Origin of the sequence: Luteimonas cucumeris, assembly GCF_007830035.1 — a bacterium.
Lineage (GTDB): Bacteria > Pseudomonadota > Gammaproteobacteria > Xanthomonadales > Xanthomonadaceae > Luteimonas_C > Luteimonas_C cucumeris.
Window position 1 is genome coordinate 161974 of record NZ_VLKN01000003.1, and the last position, 14666, is coordinate 176639.

Here is a 14666-nt window from a genome sequence, read left to right on the forward strand (position 1 = left end):
AGCCATCCATAACGCATACATCCATAAAACATGGGGCAGGAGAGGGGCATGAACAGTCGCGCGTTGCGTAAGACCGTACTTTGCATGGCAATGGGGGCATGTCTGGCGACCTTGTCGCCCCTTGCACTCGCGCAGAGCGTCACAGGCGCGGTGGCCGGCCGTGCCGATGCCGGTGCGCAGGTCACGGTGACCAACACCGCGACCGGCTTGACCCGTACCGCGACGGCGGATGCCAACGGCAGCTTCCGTCTCAGCCAATTGCCGATCGGCCAATATCGCGTGCAGGTCAGTCGCGAAGGCCAGGCCGTGGGTGAGCCCGTGCCCGTGAGCGTCGGCGTGGGTGGCACGACCACGGTGAATCTGGGCGGCATCGGTGACCTCGATACGGTGACCGTGGTCGGCTCCCGCGTCATCAACCGCGTCGACGTCCGCTCCACCGAGACGGCGACCAATATCAATCGTCAGGAACTGGCGCGGCTGCCGGTCGACCAGAACCTGGCATCAGTGGCCCTGCTCGCCCCCGGAGTGGTTGCCACGGGAGCCACCTTCGGCGGCCTGACGTTCGGCGGATCGTCGGTGGCGGAGAACGCTGTTTACATCAATGGCCTCAACGTGACCGACCCGTACCTTCGCCAGGGTTATTCGTCGGTGCCATTTGCCTTCTACGAGGAATTCCAGGTCAAGACCGGTGGTTATTCGGCGGAATTCGGTCGCAGCACCGGTGGCGTCATCAATGCCGTGACACGCTCGGGCAGCAACGAATTCCACGCCGGTATTGGACTGACGTTCGAGCCGTCGGGATGGAAGTCCGCGAAGGAAGACCACTTCCACACCGATGGCACGGTGGACGAGCGGGATCGGACAAGCCGTGATGAAAGCTCGCTGTTCAAGACCAATCTGTGGGCATCCGGTCCCATCGTGAGGGACAGGCTGTTCTTCTTCGCGATGTACGAGATGCGCGACGGAGATTCCAGGGACATCGACACGACCGAAGCCTGGTTCACCGACAGCAACGACGATTTCTGGGGCACCAAACTGGATTGGAAGATCACCGACAATCACCTGCTGGAATTCCTGGCTTTCTCCGATGAGGCCGAGTCGGTCACCACCAACTACGGATACACCTGGGACACCGACACGCTGGGCAAGCTGGGTGGCGATTCCAACTCCGGTTCGGGCGGCGACAACTGGTCGCTCACCTACACGGGACATTTCACCGACAGTTTTTCCGCCAAGGCCATGTATGGCGTGAACGAGCGCAGCGCCCTCAGCAGTAGCCCCGGGGACGCCGCATGCAGCATCGTTTCCCGCGACAGCAGCTATACCGAACTGTTCGGCGACGCGACGGTGCAGGAAGGTTGTCATCCGACCAACAGCAGCATCAACAGCCGCTACGACAAGCGCGAAGCGGCGCGCCTCGATTTCGAGTGGACCCTGGGCGACCATTTCCTGCGCTTCGGCCTGGATCAGGAAGAGATGGATTCGGACAGTTCGAGGGTATATCCGGGCGATGGCGTGAGTTATACGGTGCTCGGCATACCCGCCGATGCGGACCCGGAGGATCGTGAGCTTCCCAACGGTGAAGACGTGCCCGTCGGCGTGACGGCCTACGTCGATGCGCGCCGATACATCACCGGTGCGCCAGTCTCGACCAAGGCGCAGGCCATCTACATCGAAGACAACTGGAGCGTCACCCCCAACCTGCTGCTGAGCCTGGGCGTGCGTGCGGACAAGTTCGAAAACACGCTCGCGTCGGGCGCGACCTTCGCCAAGGCCGATTTCAGCGACATGATCTCGCCGCGGCTTGGCTTCAGCTGGGACATGAAGGGTGACGGCACCACCAAACTGTTCGGCAACGCCGGCCGCTACTACATTCCGCTGACCAACAAGCTCACCGACTATTTCGGCGGCGGCACCACGGACGAACACACCTATTACGTGCTCGATGGCTGGACCCAGCAGACCGATCCTGTCACCGGCGCTACCTACCTCTTGCCTGACATTGGTTCGCAGATCGGCCCGGTCAATACCGAAGGCAACGCGCCTGCGCCCGATGACGTGCGCACTGCGGTGGCTCGTGACCTGAAGCAGGTGTTCCAGGACGAATACATCCTGGGCTTCCAGCAGGCGATCAACCAGGAATGGTCGTATGGTGTCAACGCCACCTACCGCGAGACGACCCGTGCGGTGGAAGACGTGCGCACCAACCACGTGGAAGGGTGTGACTGGTATTCCGGCGACTGGCCGATCCTCAATCCCGGCGAAAAGAACACCTTGTGGTGTCCGGATACCGAAAGCTGGGTCACCTTCGACAATTCGAAGGATGGCTACATCGCATCCGGCAGCGGCGCGGTCATGGGTTACAAAAAGCCCAAGCGCACTTACAAGGCGGTCGAATTCCAGCTCGATCGTGCCTGGGACGACAAGTGGGCATTCAATGCCAGTTACGTGTGGTCCAAGTCCGAGGGCAACATCGAAGGCCCGGTGAACTCGGATACGGGTTACGCCGACACCAACCTGGTGCAGTACTACGACCACCCCGCCGTCAATGAACGCCATGGCGTCCTGTTCAACGACCACCGTCACCAGTTCAAGCTGCGTGGCAGCTACAAGCTCAACGACATGTTCAGCTTCGGCGCCACGTTCTCCGCCATTTCGGGCGGCCCCATCACCGCGTTTGGCGTGCGCTGGCCCAACGACAACCGCAGCGCCGGCGGTCCGGGCGAGTTCAGCGGCGGCGGTTCGGGCTGGCTGTGCGTGTCGGGTTGTTCGGACTACACGACGCGGCAACTGGAGTACTCGCCGCGCGGCGCGTTCGGCCGACTGCCGTGGGTCAAGGATCTGGGCCTCAACGTGACCTTTACGCCGTTCGCGGACATCGACCTGAAGGCGCGTTTCTCCATCTACAACGTGCTCAACGACCAAGCGGTCGTCAATGTGCATTCCCGTTACGAAAGTACCCCCGGAACGCGTATGCCCTATTTCGGGCAGGGGACTGTGTGGCAGTCGCCGCGCTACATGCAGTTGCTGGTGACCTACAGTTTCTGAGTGCATGCGGAGTGACCTTGTATATCCCTTTGGCGGCCCTTCACCGGGCCGCCCTTTTTTTGCGGAAGTACAAGTAGATTCATGCGCAGCTGTGGTCTGCCACTGGCCAGTCGACGCACGCTGGTTTTGATTTTCCCTGAGTGGCCGCGAATGCGTGCTTCTTTCAACTACGCGCCGCGGCAGAATATGCGGCGGCGCCAGCGAGGTTTCCATCGCATGAAAAAACCGTGGTTCCAAGCGATTCTCGCCCTGCTGGCGATCGCCTCGCTGTCCGCGCATGCGGTCAAGCCCGTAGACGCCGATATCGATGCAGCCTTCGACGATGCCGTCGCTCGTTACGACCTGCCCGGCCTCGCCGTCGGCGTGGTGCGGGACGGCGAGATCGTCTATCTGCGTACCGCCGGTGAGCTCGCCGTGGGAAGTGGGAACGAGATCACGCCGGAGACCCTGTTCAAGATCGCCTCCAACAGCAAGGCGATGACGGCGGCGTTGCTGGCGCGGCTAGTAGATGCGGGAAAGCTGAAGTGGGACGATCCCGTCATCAAGCACCTACCCGGGTTCCGCATGTACGACCCTTGGGTCACGCGCGAGATACAGGTGCGCGACCTGCTGATCCACAACAGCGGCATGGGCGCCGGCGCGGGCGACCTGATGCTGTGGCCGTCACCGAACGCATTCACGCGTGATGACGTCATCGCGGGGCTGGCTCATCTCAAGCCGGTGTACAGCTTCCGCTCTCGCTATGCCTACGACAACACGCTGTACATCGTTGCCGGCGAGGTGGCGGCCGCGGTAGGCGGCGCGCCATACGAGGAACTGGTCCGTCGCGAGATCTTCGAGCCGCTGGCACTGACGCGTTGCCAGGTGGGCGAATGGCGGCGCGACGAAGTCGGCAATGTCGCGCAACCGCATTCGCAACGGGACGGCCGTAACGTGGTGGCCGGTGGCGATGGCGATGTGATCGAGGCGATCCCGATGGCGGCCGCCGGCGGGATCCGTTGCAGCCTCAATGACATGCTGACGTGGGCGAAGATGTGGCTGACGCCGGATCGCTTCGGCCTGGTCGACGGCAAGCCGTGGCTGTCGCAGGCGCAGCGCGATGCGGTGTGGTCGGCACAGATGACGATGCCGCTGTCGAAACGGATGCGCGACTGGGATGGCAGCCATTACTCGGCATATGGCTACGGCTGGCGCCTGGCCGACGTCGACGGCACGCAGAAGGTGTCGCATACCGGCACGCTGTCGGGCATGTACTCGGCACTGACCCTGTTGCCGGAAAAGAATATCGGCTTCGTGATCCTGATCAACGCCGATGCGGACGAGGCGCGCACGGTCCTGAACCAGACGCTGGTGAAGCACTTCACCGCGCCGGCACAGAAGCGGACGCTGGCGTATTACGCGCAACGGATCGCGGCAGAAGACAAGGACGAAACGGCGGCCAGACCGGTGCCGGACACCTCATTGCGTATCGCCGCCAGCAGCACGGCGATGCAGCAATGGCTCGGCGTCTATCGTGATCCCTGGTTCGGCGAAGTATCCATCTGTCCGAAACAGGACGCCGTGCACTTCACGTCGGCGAAATCGCCGATGCTCGCCGGCAAGGTGATGCAGCTCGACGATCGTTTCCTGGTGGACTGGGACGCGGAAAGCGTGGATACCGAGCCATGGCTGGCCTTCGTCGCAGCCGGAAAAAATCAGCCCGCCGCGATGACCATGGCCAAGATCGATCCCGACGCCGACTTCAGTTATGACTATGAAGACCTGCATTTCAGTCGCGTTCGCGGGTGTCCCTGAGATGGCCGGCATGATGCTTGCGCGTGGCGCAACACTGGCATGTGTGCTGCTGGCGATCGCTGCCTGCACGTCGAACGGACGGGAGTCCACCGTCAATGTCTCGCCGGCAGCGAACGCTGCGGACGCCGGCATGGTCGACATCCAGGCGCTGGTGCCGGACATGCGGCTGGAAATCCGCTATGCCGGCAGCGACAACTTCGTCGGTGCTCCGGTCGAAGGCTACGAAGCAGGCAAATGCTTTCTGCATCGCGATGTCGCCGAAGCGCTGCAGCGCGTGGAGCAGGACCTGCGACGTGAGAATCTGCGCCTCAAGATCTTCGATTGCTATCGGCCACGCCGCGCGGTGCTGCATTTCATGCGTTGGGTCGAGGATGTGCGCGATGTGCGCACCAAGCCGGACTACTACCCGGACCTGGACAAGCAGGAGCTGCTCGGCGGCTACATCTCGCCCACCTCTGGGCACAGCCGCGGCGCCACGCTGGACCTGACCCTGATGCGTTGTGCGGCCGACGGCCGTTGCGAGCCGCTGGACATGGGCACCGGTTTCGATTTCTTCGGGTCGATCGCCAACACCGATTCGCCGCTGGTCGATGCCACGCAGCGCGCCAATCGCCATCGCCTGCGCGAAGCCATGCAGCGTCATGGCTTCGAGAACTATCCGATGGAGTGGTGGCACTTCACGTTCAAGCCGGAGCCAACGCCGGACATGGCCTACGATTTTCCGGTGCGGTGAGCTGTCGCAAAGCGTCACCGCAGGACGGTGCTTGCAACGCAAGAAAGCAGGTTCTCACTACATTCGGAAGATGGCGTTGTGGCGTGCCGCGTCAGCTTTCAGCGGACGCGGCATCACCCGCCACAAGCAACGGCGCCAGCACCGGCTCCAGCTGCGCCTTGCGCCATCCGGACAGCGTTTCCGGCCACACGCCGTTATTGAGCAGCGCTTCCAGATGACGGCGCGAGGCGAGGACGCCGTCCGGCAAACCGAGTTCGGCACTGCGCACGGAAACGGCGTCCTGCATGCGCTTCAGGCGGGTCTTGTCGCGATCGTTTGCGCTGGCAAGCGGCATCGTCGGTTCGTCCGGCAGTGGTGTCGACAATGCCTGCCAGATGGCCGCACCGAGTTTGCGAGGTGCCTTGGGATGGGCGTCGAGCTGCGCCTGCAAGGCACGCGCATCCGCTGGCGGCATGCGCGCCAACGCCACGGCTAGTTCGTTGTCGAGAATCCAGCTGCGCGGCCGGTCGCTGTCGCGCGCCTGCCGTTCGCGCCAGCGCAGCAGGCGCAGCAGGCGGCGTTGCGCCTCGGCATCCAGGTATTGCGCGGCCCGCATCGCCAGGTGCGGCCAGCGCTCGCTGGCATCGGCGGCGCTGCCGGAAGCCAGGCGCGCCGCGTCCTCGGTCAGCCAGCCGTTGCGACCGAGTTCGCGCAGGCGCGCATCGAGCAGGTCGTGCAGCGCGAACAGATGGCGTACATCGTCGGCGGCGTACTCCAGTTGCGACGACGACAGCGGCCGGCGCAGCCAGTCCGAGCGTGTCTCGCCCTTGTCCAGCGCAACGCCCAACTGTTCCTGCACCAGCCGCTGATAGCCGATGCCTCCGGCGATGCCGGCCAGCGCGGCTGCGATCTGGGTGTCGAACAGCGGCTGTGGCACGACGTTGCAGGCGCGCTGGAACGCGATCAGGTCCTCGCTGGCGCTATGCATGATCTTCAGCACGGTCGGGTCGGCCAGCAACGGCGCCAGTGCCGTGCACATGCCGGGTACCAGGGAGTCGACCAGCAGCACTTCGTCGTCGATCGCGATCTGCACCAGCGCCAGCTGTGGCCAGTAGGTGCGCTCGCGGATGAATTCGGTGTCCAGCCCGATCCGCGTCGGGCGCGTGGCGATGCGGAGGGACAGGGCTTCGGGGTCGGAAATCCAGGTCGACAAAGGCGATTCAGCGCAGCGGGTAAGGGAGCGAGCCTAACCGCGGAGGTGGTGTGCTTGTCAAACGGCCGTCATCGCGGCCAGGTGGCAGGAAGCGGCGCAGGCAGTTAACGTGCGGGCCATGATTCGCATTGCATGGTGCCGGAAGATCCGCGGAAAGCCTTGCCCGACTGGAGGAAATTTGCGCGTCCTTTTTGCCGTGCTGATGCTGCTGCTGTCGTGCGCAGCCTGCGATCGCGATGACGTCGCGCCCAAGCCGCGCACGGAGGGCGCCGGCCGCGCTGTTGCGCCGAAGAGCAACGCGCCCTCGGTGACGATCAGCGGCGACGATCGCGCCGCGGACCTGCTGAGCTGGGAGGTGCCGGCCGTGGTGCTGGAACCGGACCAACTGGCGGCGGCGAGACGCAGCGCCGCCAAGGCGGTCAGGGAGCAGCGCTTATATGCCGACGCGGAATCAGCGATCCCCCTGTACCTGGCGATCCTGAAGCTGGCGCCGGATGACGAGATGGCGCGCGCCGGCCTGAAGCGCGCGCTGGGCGAACTGCTGAAGGCAGGCGACGTCGCGCTGGCCCAGACCGACCATGACGAACAGGCGCTGGACCGTGCGCACGAGATCGCCGCGGTCGCGCGCACCGTGGATCCGGCCGATCCGGCAGTGATCCTGTACCTGACCCGGGTCGACGTGGCCGATCGCCTGTTGCAGTTGAACGAGCAGGGCGAGGCTGACCTGCGCGACAGCCGCCTGGGCGAGGCCATGGACGGCGCGCTGCGCAAGTTCCGCGCGGTCCTCACGCTGCGCCCGGGACAGCCGCGTGCGATGCAAGGACTGGCCGCGGTCGAGAGCGGATTGATCCGGCGCGCGGAAGGTGCGGCCGAACGCGGCGAATTCGGCGCCGCGCGTTACTGGTTGAACCAGGCCGCGCCGTTACGGCCCGGCAGCGGCACGATCACCGATGCTAAGGCGCGCATCGAAGCGACCCGTGCACGACTGGTACGAAGCTGGCACGACGAGGGCATCGCCGCACTGGGCAAGGACGATGGCCTGGCAGTGGCGCGCGGCAAGCTGGCCGACGTGCTGCGCATCGCCACGCCTGGTGACGCGGCCGCGGCCGATCTGCGCCAGCGCATCGAACTGGCGGCCCATTACGGCCTGTTCCGTCCGGGCCAGACCTTCACCGACGCCATGCGTGATGGCGGACGCGGCCCGCAGATGGCGGTGGTGCCGCATGGCGGCTTCCGCATGGGCGCCAAGGAAAACGAGGACGGCGCCAGCAAGGCCGAATGGCCGTCGCACTACGTGCGTTTCGACCGCGGTTTCGCGATGTCGCGCAGCGAGGTGACGGTAGGCGAATTCCGTCGTTTCATGCAGGCCACCGGACATCGCGCGCGGTCTTCCCGGCGCGGGCATTCGATCGTCTACGACGAGCGCAGCGGCAACTTCGTGCGTCGCAGCGGCGTCGATTGGCGCAGCGACTATGCCGGGCGGCCGGCCAGCGACCAGCTGCCGGTGCTGCACGTCAGCGCCCGCGATGCGGAGGCCTATGCCGAGTGGCTCAGTCAGCAGACCGGCCATCGCTATCGCCTGCCGAGCGAAGCGGAATTCGAATACACGGTGCGCGCCGGCAGCGACGGCCCGTGGCCCTGGGGCGTCGACATGCCACCGCTGGGTTCAGGCAACCTGACCGGCAGCCTCGATCGCTCGCCCTCGGGGCGCAGCTGGAGCAACGCCTTCGAGGGTTATGGCGATGGTTTCTGGGGGCCGGCGCCGGTTGCCAGTGCCAAGCCCAACCGTCATGGCCTGCACGATCTGGCCGGCAACGTCAGCGAATGGGTCGCCGACTGCTGGCACGAAGGCTATCGACGCGCGCCGACGGATGGGCGAGCATGGCTCAATCCGGGGTGCCGCACTCGCGTGATCCGCGGCGGCTCCTGGGCCAGTTCGCCGGCACAGACGCGCTCGGCCTGGCGCATGTCGGCGTCGGCGGATTTGACCAATGCGCGGGTGGGATTCCGCGTCGTGCGCGAGTTGTAATCTGCTGGGGTCCGGGCAGGAATGCTGCGGAACTCGTGCTTGTGGTTCGCTTCTCGTTATCAGCCCCAGCTCCAAGGAGACAACATGCGAGTTGATCCTTTCGGCAACACCGGCCAGGCCGGTCCGCGCCGTCGCGGCTTCGGGGGCGGTATCCGCTGGTGGGTGCTGCTGCTGTTTGCCGGCTACGCCGCGTACTACTGGTTCTCCAACCGCAGCACCGATCCGATGACCGGAGAGAAGGTAGTCATCGATCGCAGCCTGTCCGCGGACGACGAGAAGGCGCTCGGCCTGCAGGCCTATCAGGAAATCCTGCAGCAGGAGCAGCCGGTCGATCCGAACTCGCCGGTCGCCAGGCAGGTACGCGAGATCGCGCAGCGCCTTGTCGCCAAGGTCGAAACCGTCGAAACTGCGCTCGCCGCCGAACACGGCCTGCAACCGCAGCACTTCTCGCGCGACTTCGAGTGGGAAGTCAACGTGATCCAGTCCGACCAGGCCAATGCGTTCTGCCTGCCTGGCGGCAAGATGGCGGTCTATACCGGGCTGGTCCCGGTCGCGCAGAATGCCGACGCGATGGCGGTGGTGATGGGCCACGAGATCGCGCACGCACTGCTGCGTCATGGCGCGCAACGTATGGCCCAGCAGCGCCTGGCACAGCTGGGCCAGGTCGCCGGCGCGGCCAGCGGCATGGATGCGCAGACGCAGCAGATGGTGATGTCCGCGTACGGGTACGGAATGATGCTGCCGTACGCGCGCAGCCACGAAACGCAGGCCGACGAGGTCGGCCTGATGCTGGCTGCGGCGGCCTGTTTCGATCCGCAGCAGGCGGTCCCTTTGTGGGAACGCATGAGCGTTGCCAGCGGCGGCCAGGCGCCGCCGGAATTTGCCTCGACGCACCCGAATCCTGGTACGCGCATCAGCAACCTGCAGGCGCTGATGCCGAAGGCGATGGAGTACCGGGCGAAGTACTGCGAGCAGTCTGGGGCTTCCGGAGCTCAATAGAGCCGTTGTTGTTCCACGCCATCCCTCGAAGCCGGCGCGCAAGACCCAGTGACTTTGCTGTTGTGAGCGGAGCTGCTCCGCTGCTCTTGCGGTAAGCTGCCAAAAGCTTCCGCTCGCGTGCGGGTCCGCGAGCATACGCAGGCCGGCGAAGAACAAAAGCAGCTTCAGAAACTCATGAACAGCCCGCCATTGACGGGGATGTTCGCACCGGTGATGAAGCCGGCATCGTCGGCGGTCAGGAAGGCGACGGTACGTGCGATTTCCTGCGGTTTGCCGAGCCGCCCTACCGGTACCTTGTCGACGATGCCGTTGCGGATGTCTTCCGGGATTGCCATCACCAGCGCCGTTTCGCAGTATCCCGGTGACACCGAGTTCACGGTGACGCCCTTGCGTGCGACCTCGCGCGCCAGCGCCATGGTGAAGCCATGCATGCCGGCCTTGGCGGCGGAATAGTTGGTCTGTCCGAACTGGCCGGTCTGGCCGTTGACCGAACTGATATTGACCACGCGACCGAAACCGCGCTCGACCATGCCATCCACCGCATGCCGGCACAGGTTGAACACGCCGTCCAGGTTGACGTTCAGTACCGCATCCCATTGCACGCGATCCATCCGCCGCAGGGTGGTGTCGCGGGTGATGCCGGCGGCGTTGACCAGGATGTCGATGGCGCCTTGTCCGGCCTGCACTTTTCCGACCAGCGCGGCGCAGGCATCGAAGTCGGCGACGTCAAGCGGCTCGAAGCTCACGTCGCGGCCATCCATGTCGCGCAGGAATTCGTCGATGCGTTGCGGGCGGCTGTCCAGGTCCGCTGCGATCACCGTGCGGCCCGCATCGGCCAGCGACCTGCAGATTTCCGTGCCCAGTCCACCGATGCCGCCGCTCACCACGGCCACGCGTTTGCTCATGCTTGTTGTTCCGTTGTCGGCCAAAAAAAATCCGCGCACCAGGCGCGGATTTCGGGTTAGTCGGGGAGTCACTTCACCCGCGACTTGGCCGGGTCCTGGGGTGCTGCATCGCCCGTGCGGCCAAGTCCGCCGACCATGGTCTGCTGGAATTCCTTCCACAGCTCGAGGTTGCGCTCGGTCAGCTGGTTCATCATCGCCCATGGCGTCTGCCCGAGCATGCTGCCCATCTGGTGGCGGAACTGGTTCTGCTGCTCCAGGAACATCTGCATCGAGCGCTCCAGATAACTGCCCATGAAACCCTGCAGGGAGTCGCCGTAGAAACGGATGATCTGGCTCAGCAGCTGCGTCGACAGCATCGGTTCGCCGTCCTGCTCGTGCTCGGCGATGATCTGCAGCAGCACCTGCCGGGTCAGGTCCTCGCCGCTCTTGGCGTCGCGGACCTCGAACTCCTCGCCATCCACGATCAACTGGCGCACGTCCTCGATCGTGATGTAGCTGGAAATCTCGGTGTCGTAGAGCCGGCGATTCGGGTACTTCTTGATGATGCGGTTGGCCATGCGCAGGTCCGGCGGAAGCTGGGGGCCGAGCATGGCGCAGTGCAGCAGGGCTTGCAACCTGAATGGGGGCTGGGGTCGAAAAGCGGGAAAGGCGGAAGATCAGGCTTCATCCCGCCCGTGGCAGCGGGCCGTCGCCAGCCCCGAATCCCGGTATCACCACCCCATGTACTGCCCGCCATTCGCCGACAGGTTGGCGCCGGTGATCCAGCTGGCCTCGTCGGGAATGAAGAAGGCCACGGCGTAGGCGATCTCCTCGGGGCTGCCCAGGCGACCGGTCGGGATCTGCGCGACGATCTTGTTGCGGACCTCTTCCGGCACCGCCATCACCATGTCGGTGCCGATGTAGCCCGGCGACACCGTATTGACGGTGATGCCGAATCGGGCGTTTTCCTGCGCCAGCGAGATGGTGAAACCGTGCATGCCGGCCTTGGCGGCGGCGTAGTTGGCCTGGCCGTACTGGCCTTTCTGGCCGTTGATCGAACTGATCTGGATCACGCGCCCCCACTTGCGCTCGCGCATGCCCTCGATCACCGGCCGGGTCATGTTGTAGACCGAGTTGAGGTTGGTGTTGATCACCTCGTTCCATTGCTGCGGGGTCATCTTGTGGAAGGTGGTGTCGCGGGTGATGCCGGCATTGTTGACCAGGATGTCGACCGGCCCGAGCTTGCGCTCGACCTCGCGCACCAGCACTTCGGCTTCTTCCGGGGAGGACACGTCGCCCTTGACCAAGGTGATGTCGTAGCCCTCGGCTTGCAGCCGTTGCTGCCAGTCGCGCGCTTTTTCCTCATTGCGATAGTTGGTGGCGACCCGATGCCCCAGGTTCGCCAGCCGCTTGACGATGGCGGTACCGATACCGCCTGTGCCGCCGGTGACCAGGGCGATGCGTGCCGTCATGTGTTTCTCCGTAAGTGGTGTGGCCGTCGATGCGGCCATCCGATTCTAGTCAGCGTTGGTGACGTGCGTGTTGTGCAATGCGGCGAGGGGCAGCGCCGGCACACGCGGAATCCTCGACGGATCGAATGTCAGCCGCGCCGTTTCGAGCAGGATCGGGACCGACGCGATGTCATCGAACATAGGCGCCTGGCCCAGCATCGCCCATGCCGCGCGCAAGGCGGGCAGGGGTGCGGCCGGATCGACCGGCCATGCCGCCTCCGACTTGGACAGCTTGCGGCCGTCGCCGTCGAGCACCAGCGGCAGGTGCGCATAACGGGGCGTCGGCAGGCCCAGCGCGCGTTGCAGCAGGATCTGGCGCGGCGTGGAATCGAGCAGGTCGGCGCCGCGGACCACGTCGCTGATGCCCTGCGCGTGGTCGTCGACCACGACGGCGAGTTGGTAAGCCCAGAAGCCGTCGGCGCGGCGCAGCACGAAATCGCCCACTTCCGCCGCCACGTCCTGTCGAACGGTTCCCTGCAGGCCGTCCTCGAACGCGACCACGGTACCGGGCGCCACGCGCAGGCGGATGGCAGGATCCGGGCGTGCCTGCGTAGCCACGCAGGCACGATGCACGCCACCGTCGTCGGCCAGGTCGCTGCGGCTGCAATGGCAGACGAAGGCCTGGCCGCTGTCGAGCAGGCGGTCGAGCGCGGCCTGGTAGAGATCGCTGCGTTCGCTCTGGCGCACGATCGCCGCGTCGGACTGCAGGCCGAACGCCGCCAGCGTATCGAGCTGGCTGGCGGCGGCGCCGGCCACTTCGCGTGGCGGATCGATGTCCTCGATCCGTACCCACCATTCGCCGCCGGCGTGGCGCGCCATCAGCCAGCTGCCGAACGCCGCCAGCAGCGAACCGAAATGCAGCGGCCCGGTGGGCGAGGGCGCGAATCGGCCGCGATAGGTCGAGGGTGGATTCAAGGTTGGATCCGTCGCTGACGCAGCTTGCGCGCACGATTGCGCTGACTTGAATTTAACCGAGCGCCCCATAGATTGGCACCGACATGGCGCATCCTGCGCCTTCCGGACCTCCGCAATGTTGAAGCGCGTCGCTTTGTTCCTCGCCACCAACCTCGCCGTGCTGGCGCTGCTCAGCATCGTCATGGCGATCTTCGGCATCAACGCGTCCAGCAGCGCCGGCTTGCTGGTGATGGCGGCCGTATTCGGTTTCGGTGGTTCCTTCATTTCGCTGGCGATCTCCAAGTGGATGGCCAAGCGCAGCACCGGCGCGCACGTCATCGAGCAGCCGCGCAACGAGAGCGAACAGTGGCTGGTGGCCACCGTGCGCCGCCAAGCCGAGGCCGCGGGCATCGGCATGCCGGAAGTGGCCATCTACGACGCGCCGGAGATCAACGCCTTCGCCACCGGCGCCAACCGCAACAATGCCCTGGTCGCGGTGTCCACCGGCCTGCTGCAGCACATGAGCCGCGATGAGGCCGAGGCGGTACTGGCCCACGAGGTCAGCCACGTCGCCAACGGCGACATGGTGACGATGGCGTTGCTGCAGGGCGTGCTGAACACCTTCGTGATCGTGCTGGCGCGCGTGGTCGGCCGCGCCATCGATGGTTGGATGAGCGGCGGCCGCGACAGCGGTGGTGGCGGTATCGGCTATTTCGTCACCGTGTTCGTGCTGGACATGGTGTTCGGGCTGTTCGCCAGCATGATCGCGATGTGGTTCTCGCGCTATCGCGAGTTCCGTGCCGACGCCGGCGGCGCCACCTTGGCCGGACGCGGCAAGATGATCGCCGCGCTGCAGAAGCTGTCCTTGAACCACGGTGTCAACACCCTGCCCAAGCAGGTGGCGGCCTTCGGCATCAGCGGCGCGATCGGCCACGGCCTGCGCAAGCTGCTGATGAGCCATCCGCCGCTGGAGGAGCGCATCACGGCACTGCGCAACACGCCGGAAGAATCGCTGCGGCAGGGGCTGGCCGCCTGATTTGCAGGCGCTTTTGCCGCAGGCCGGTCATGGTTGTGGCGGGAGTGTCGGGACCAGCAGGCCGCGTTTGAGCGTGCCCAGCGCGACGCGGGTGCGAAAGTGGCGGACGTTGGTGTTCTCCACCACCAGCCGTTGCATCAGTGCGTCGTAGTCGTCGACATCGCGGGCGGTGACCACCAGCACGTAGTCACCGTCGCCGGTGACATACCAGGCTTCCTGGACCGCGGGCTCGTCCGCGATCCAGCGCTTGAGCCCGGCGACCAGTTCGGGACGCTCTCGTTCCACCTCGATGTCGACGATCATCGTCAACGGCCGTCCGACGCGTCGCGCGTCGACCACGGCCACTTCGGCCGCGATCACGCCTTCGTCGCGGAGGCGGGCGATGCGTCGCTGCACGGCCGACGCCGACAGGCCGACCTCGGCGCCTATCGCTTCGGCGGGACGGCGTGCGTCGGACTGGATGATGGCGAGGATGTTGCGATCGAACTTGTCCAGTTCAAATGACATTCGGCGCGTCCCGACAAAAGTGCGGGGAATTTCCCCGTC

The 14666-nt window shown here is 65.2% G+C and carries 12 protein-coding genes; 6 read left to right on the forward strand and 6 right to left on the reverse strand.

What is annotated here, in order from left to right:
• Nucleotides 1–48 precede the first annotated feature (48 nt).
• The 3 genes from IP90_RS06850 (at nucleotide 49) to IP90_RS06860 (ending at nucleotide 5575) form a co-directional block, all read left to right on the forward strand.
• Nucleotides 49–3048, forward strand: a complete 3000-nt coding sequence (locus tag IP90_RS06850) for a TonB-dependent receptor (protein ID WP_144898877.1) — start codon at nucleotides 49–51, stop codon at nucleotides 3046–3048.
• A gap of 216 nt (nucleotides 3049–3264) precedes the next feature.
• Nucleotides 3265–4842, forward strand: a complete 1578-nt coding sequence (locus IP90_RS06855; protein ID WP_144898878.1) for a serine hydrolase — start codon at nucleotides 3265–3267, stop codon at nucleotides 4840–4842.
• A 13-nt stretch (nucleotides 4843–4855) separates the two neighbouring features.
• Nucleotides 4856–5575, forward strand: a complete 720-nt coding sequence (locus IP90_RS06860) for a M15 family metallopeptidase (RefSeq protein ID WP_425477084.1) — start codon at nucleotides 4856–4858, stop codon at nucleotides 5573–5575.
• A gap of 91 nt (nucleotides 5576–5666) precedes the next feature.
• On the opposite strand, the gene rnd is transcribed toward IP90_RS06860, so the two are convergent.
• Nucleotides 5667–6767 carry a ribonuclease D gene (gene rnd, locus IP90_RS06865; protein ID WP_144898880.1) on the reverse strand — a complete coding sequence of 367 codons (1101 nt, stop codon included), beginning with the start codon at nucleotides 6765–6767 and terminating at the stop codon, nucleotides 5667–5669.
• Between the two features lie 202 nt (nucleotides 6768–6969).
• On the opposite strand from rnd, the gene IP90_RS06870 reads away from it, so the two are divergent.
• Both IP90_RS06870 and IP90_RS06875 read left to right on the forward strand, forming a co-directional pair.
• Nucleotides 6970–8796: an SUMF1/EgtB/PvdO family nonheme iron enzyme gene (locus tag IP90_RS06870; protein ID WP_144899233.1), complete on the forward strand. Its 1827-nt coding sequence runs from the start codon at nucleotides 6970–6972 to the stop codon at nucleotides 8794–8796.
• Nucleotides 8797–8880: 84 nt separating this feature from the next.
• Nucleotides 8881–9795: a M48 family metallopeptidase gene (locus IP90_RS06875; RefSeq protein WP_144898881.1), complete on the forward strand. Its 915-nt coding sequence runs from the start codon at nucleotides 8881–8883 to the stop codon at nucleotides 9793–9795.
• Between the two features lie 164 nt (nucleotides 9796–9959).
• On the opposite strand, the gene phbB (IP90_RS06880) is transcribed toward IP90_RS06875, so the two are convergent.
• From phbB (IP90_RS06880) to gluQRS, 4 genes are all read right to left on the reverse strand, one after another.
• Nucleotides 9960–10700, reverse strand: a complete 741-nt coding sequence (gene phbB / locus IP90_RS06880; protein ID WP_144898882.1) for an acetoacetyl-CoA reductase — start codon at nucleotides 10698–10700, stop codon at nucleotides 9960–9962.
• Nucleotides 10701–10768: 68 nt separating this feature from the next.
• Nucleotides 10769–11257 (reverse strand): polyhydroxyalkanoate synthesis repressor PhaR, encoded by a 489-nt coding sequence (gene phaR, locus IP90_RS06885; RefSeq protein ID WP_144898883.1) that lies wholly within the window; start codon nucleotides 11255–11257, stop codon nucleotides 10769–10771.
• A gap of 153 nt (nucleotides 11258–11410) precedes the next feature.
• Complete coding sequence (phbB, locus tag IP90_RS06890; protein ID WP_144898884.1) at nucleotides 11411–12151, reverse strand: beta-ketoacyl-ACP reductase; 741 nt, start codon at nucleotides 12149–12151, stop codon at nucleotides 11411–11413.
• Between the two features lie 45 nt (nucleotides 12152–12196).
• Entirely contained in the window at nucleotides 12197–13174 is a 978-nt protein-coding gene (gene gluQRS, locus IP90_RS06895) for a tRNA glutamyl-Q(34) synthetase GluQRS (RefSeq protein WP_144898885.1), read from the reverse strand.
• A gap of 46 nt (nucleotides 13175–13220) precedes the next feature.
• On the opposite strand from gluQRS, the gene htpX reads away from it, so the two are divergent.
• A complete protein-coding gene (gene htpX, locus IP90_RS06900; protein ID WP_144898886.1) occupies nucleotides 13221–14120 on the forward strand; it encodes a protease HtpX in 900 nt (299 codons plus the stop codon).
• A 27-nt stretch (nucleotides 14121–14147) separates the two neighbouring features.
• On the opposite strand, the gene IP90_RS06905 is transcribed toward htpX, so the two are convergent.
• Nucleotides 14148–14627: an Lrp/AsnC family transcriptional regulator gene (locus tag IP90_RS06905; RefSeq protein ID WP_144898887.1), complete on the reverse strand. Its 480-nt coding sequence runs from the start codon at nucleotides 14625–14627 to the stop codon at nucleotides 14148–14150.
• Nucleotides 14628–14666 lie beyond the last annotated feature (39 nt).

Excerpts from the sequence above, each read along its gene's own strand:
- IP90_RS06850 (WP_144898877.1), top strand. The coding sequence starts at position 49 with ATGAACAGTCGCGCGTTGCGTAAGACCGTACTTTGCATGGCAATGGGG.
- IP90_RS06855 (WP_144898878.1), top strand. The coding sequence starts at position 3,265 with ATGAAAAAACCGTGGTTCCAAGCGATTCTCGCCCTGCTGGCGATCGCC.
- IP90_RS06860 (WP_425477084.1), top strand. The coding sequence starts at position 4,856 with ATGCTTGCGCGTGGCGCAACACTGGCATGTGTGCTGCTGGCGATCGCT.
- IP90_RS06870 (WP_144899233.1), top strand. The coding sequence starts at position 6,970 with ATGCTGCTGCTGTCGTGCGCAGCCTGCGATCGCGATGACGTCGCGCCC.
- IP90_RS06875 (WP_144898881.1), top strand. The coding sequence starts at position 8,881 with ATGCGAGTTGATCCTTTCGGCAACACCGGCCAGGCCGGTCCGCGCCGT.
- phbB (WP_144898882.1), bottom strand. The coding sequence starts at position 10,700 with ATGAGCAAACGCGTGGCCGTGGTGAGCGGCGGCATCGGTGGACTGGGC.
- phaR (WP_144898883.1), bottom strand. The coding sequence starts at position 11,257 with ATGGCCAACCGCATCATCAAGAAGTACCCGAATCGCCGGCTCTACGAC.
- phbB (WP_144898884.1), bottom strand. The coding sequence starts at position 12,151 with ATGACGGCACGCATCGCCCTGGTCACCGGCGGCACAGGCGGTATCGGT.
- gluQRS (WP_144898885.1), bottom strand. The coding sequence starts at position 13,174 with ATGGGGCGCTCGGTTAAATTCAAGTCAGCGCAATCGTGCGCGCAAGCT.
- htpX (WP_144898886.1), top strand. The coding sequence starts at position 13,221 with ATGTTGAAGCGCGTCGCTTTGTTCCTCGCCACCAACCTCGCCGTGCTG.
- IP90_RS06905 (WP_144898887.1), bottom strand. The coding sequence starts at position 14,627 with ATGTCATTTGAACTGGACAAGTTCGATCGCAACATCCTCGCCATCATC.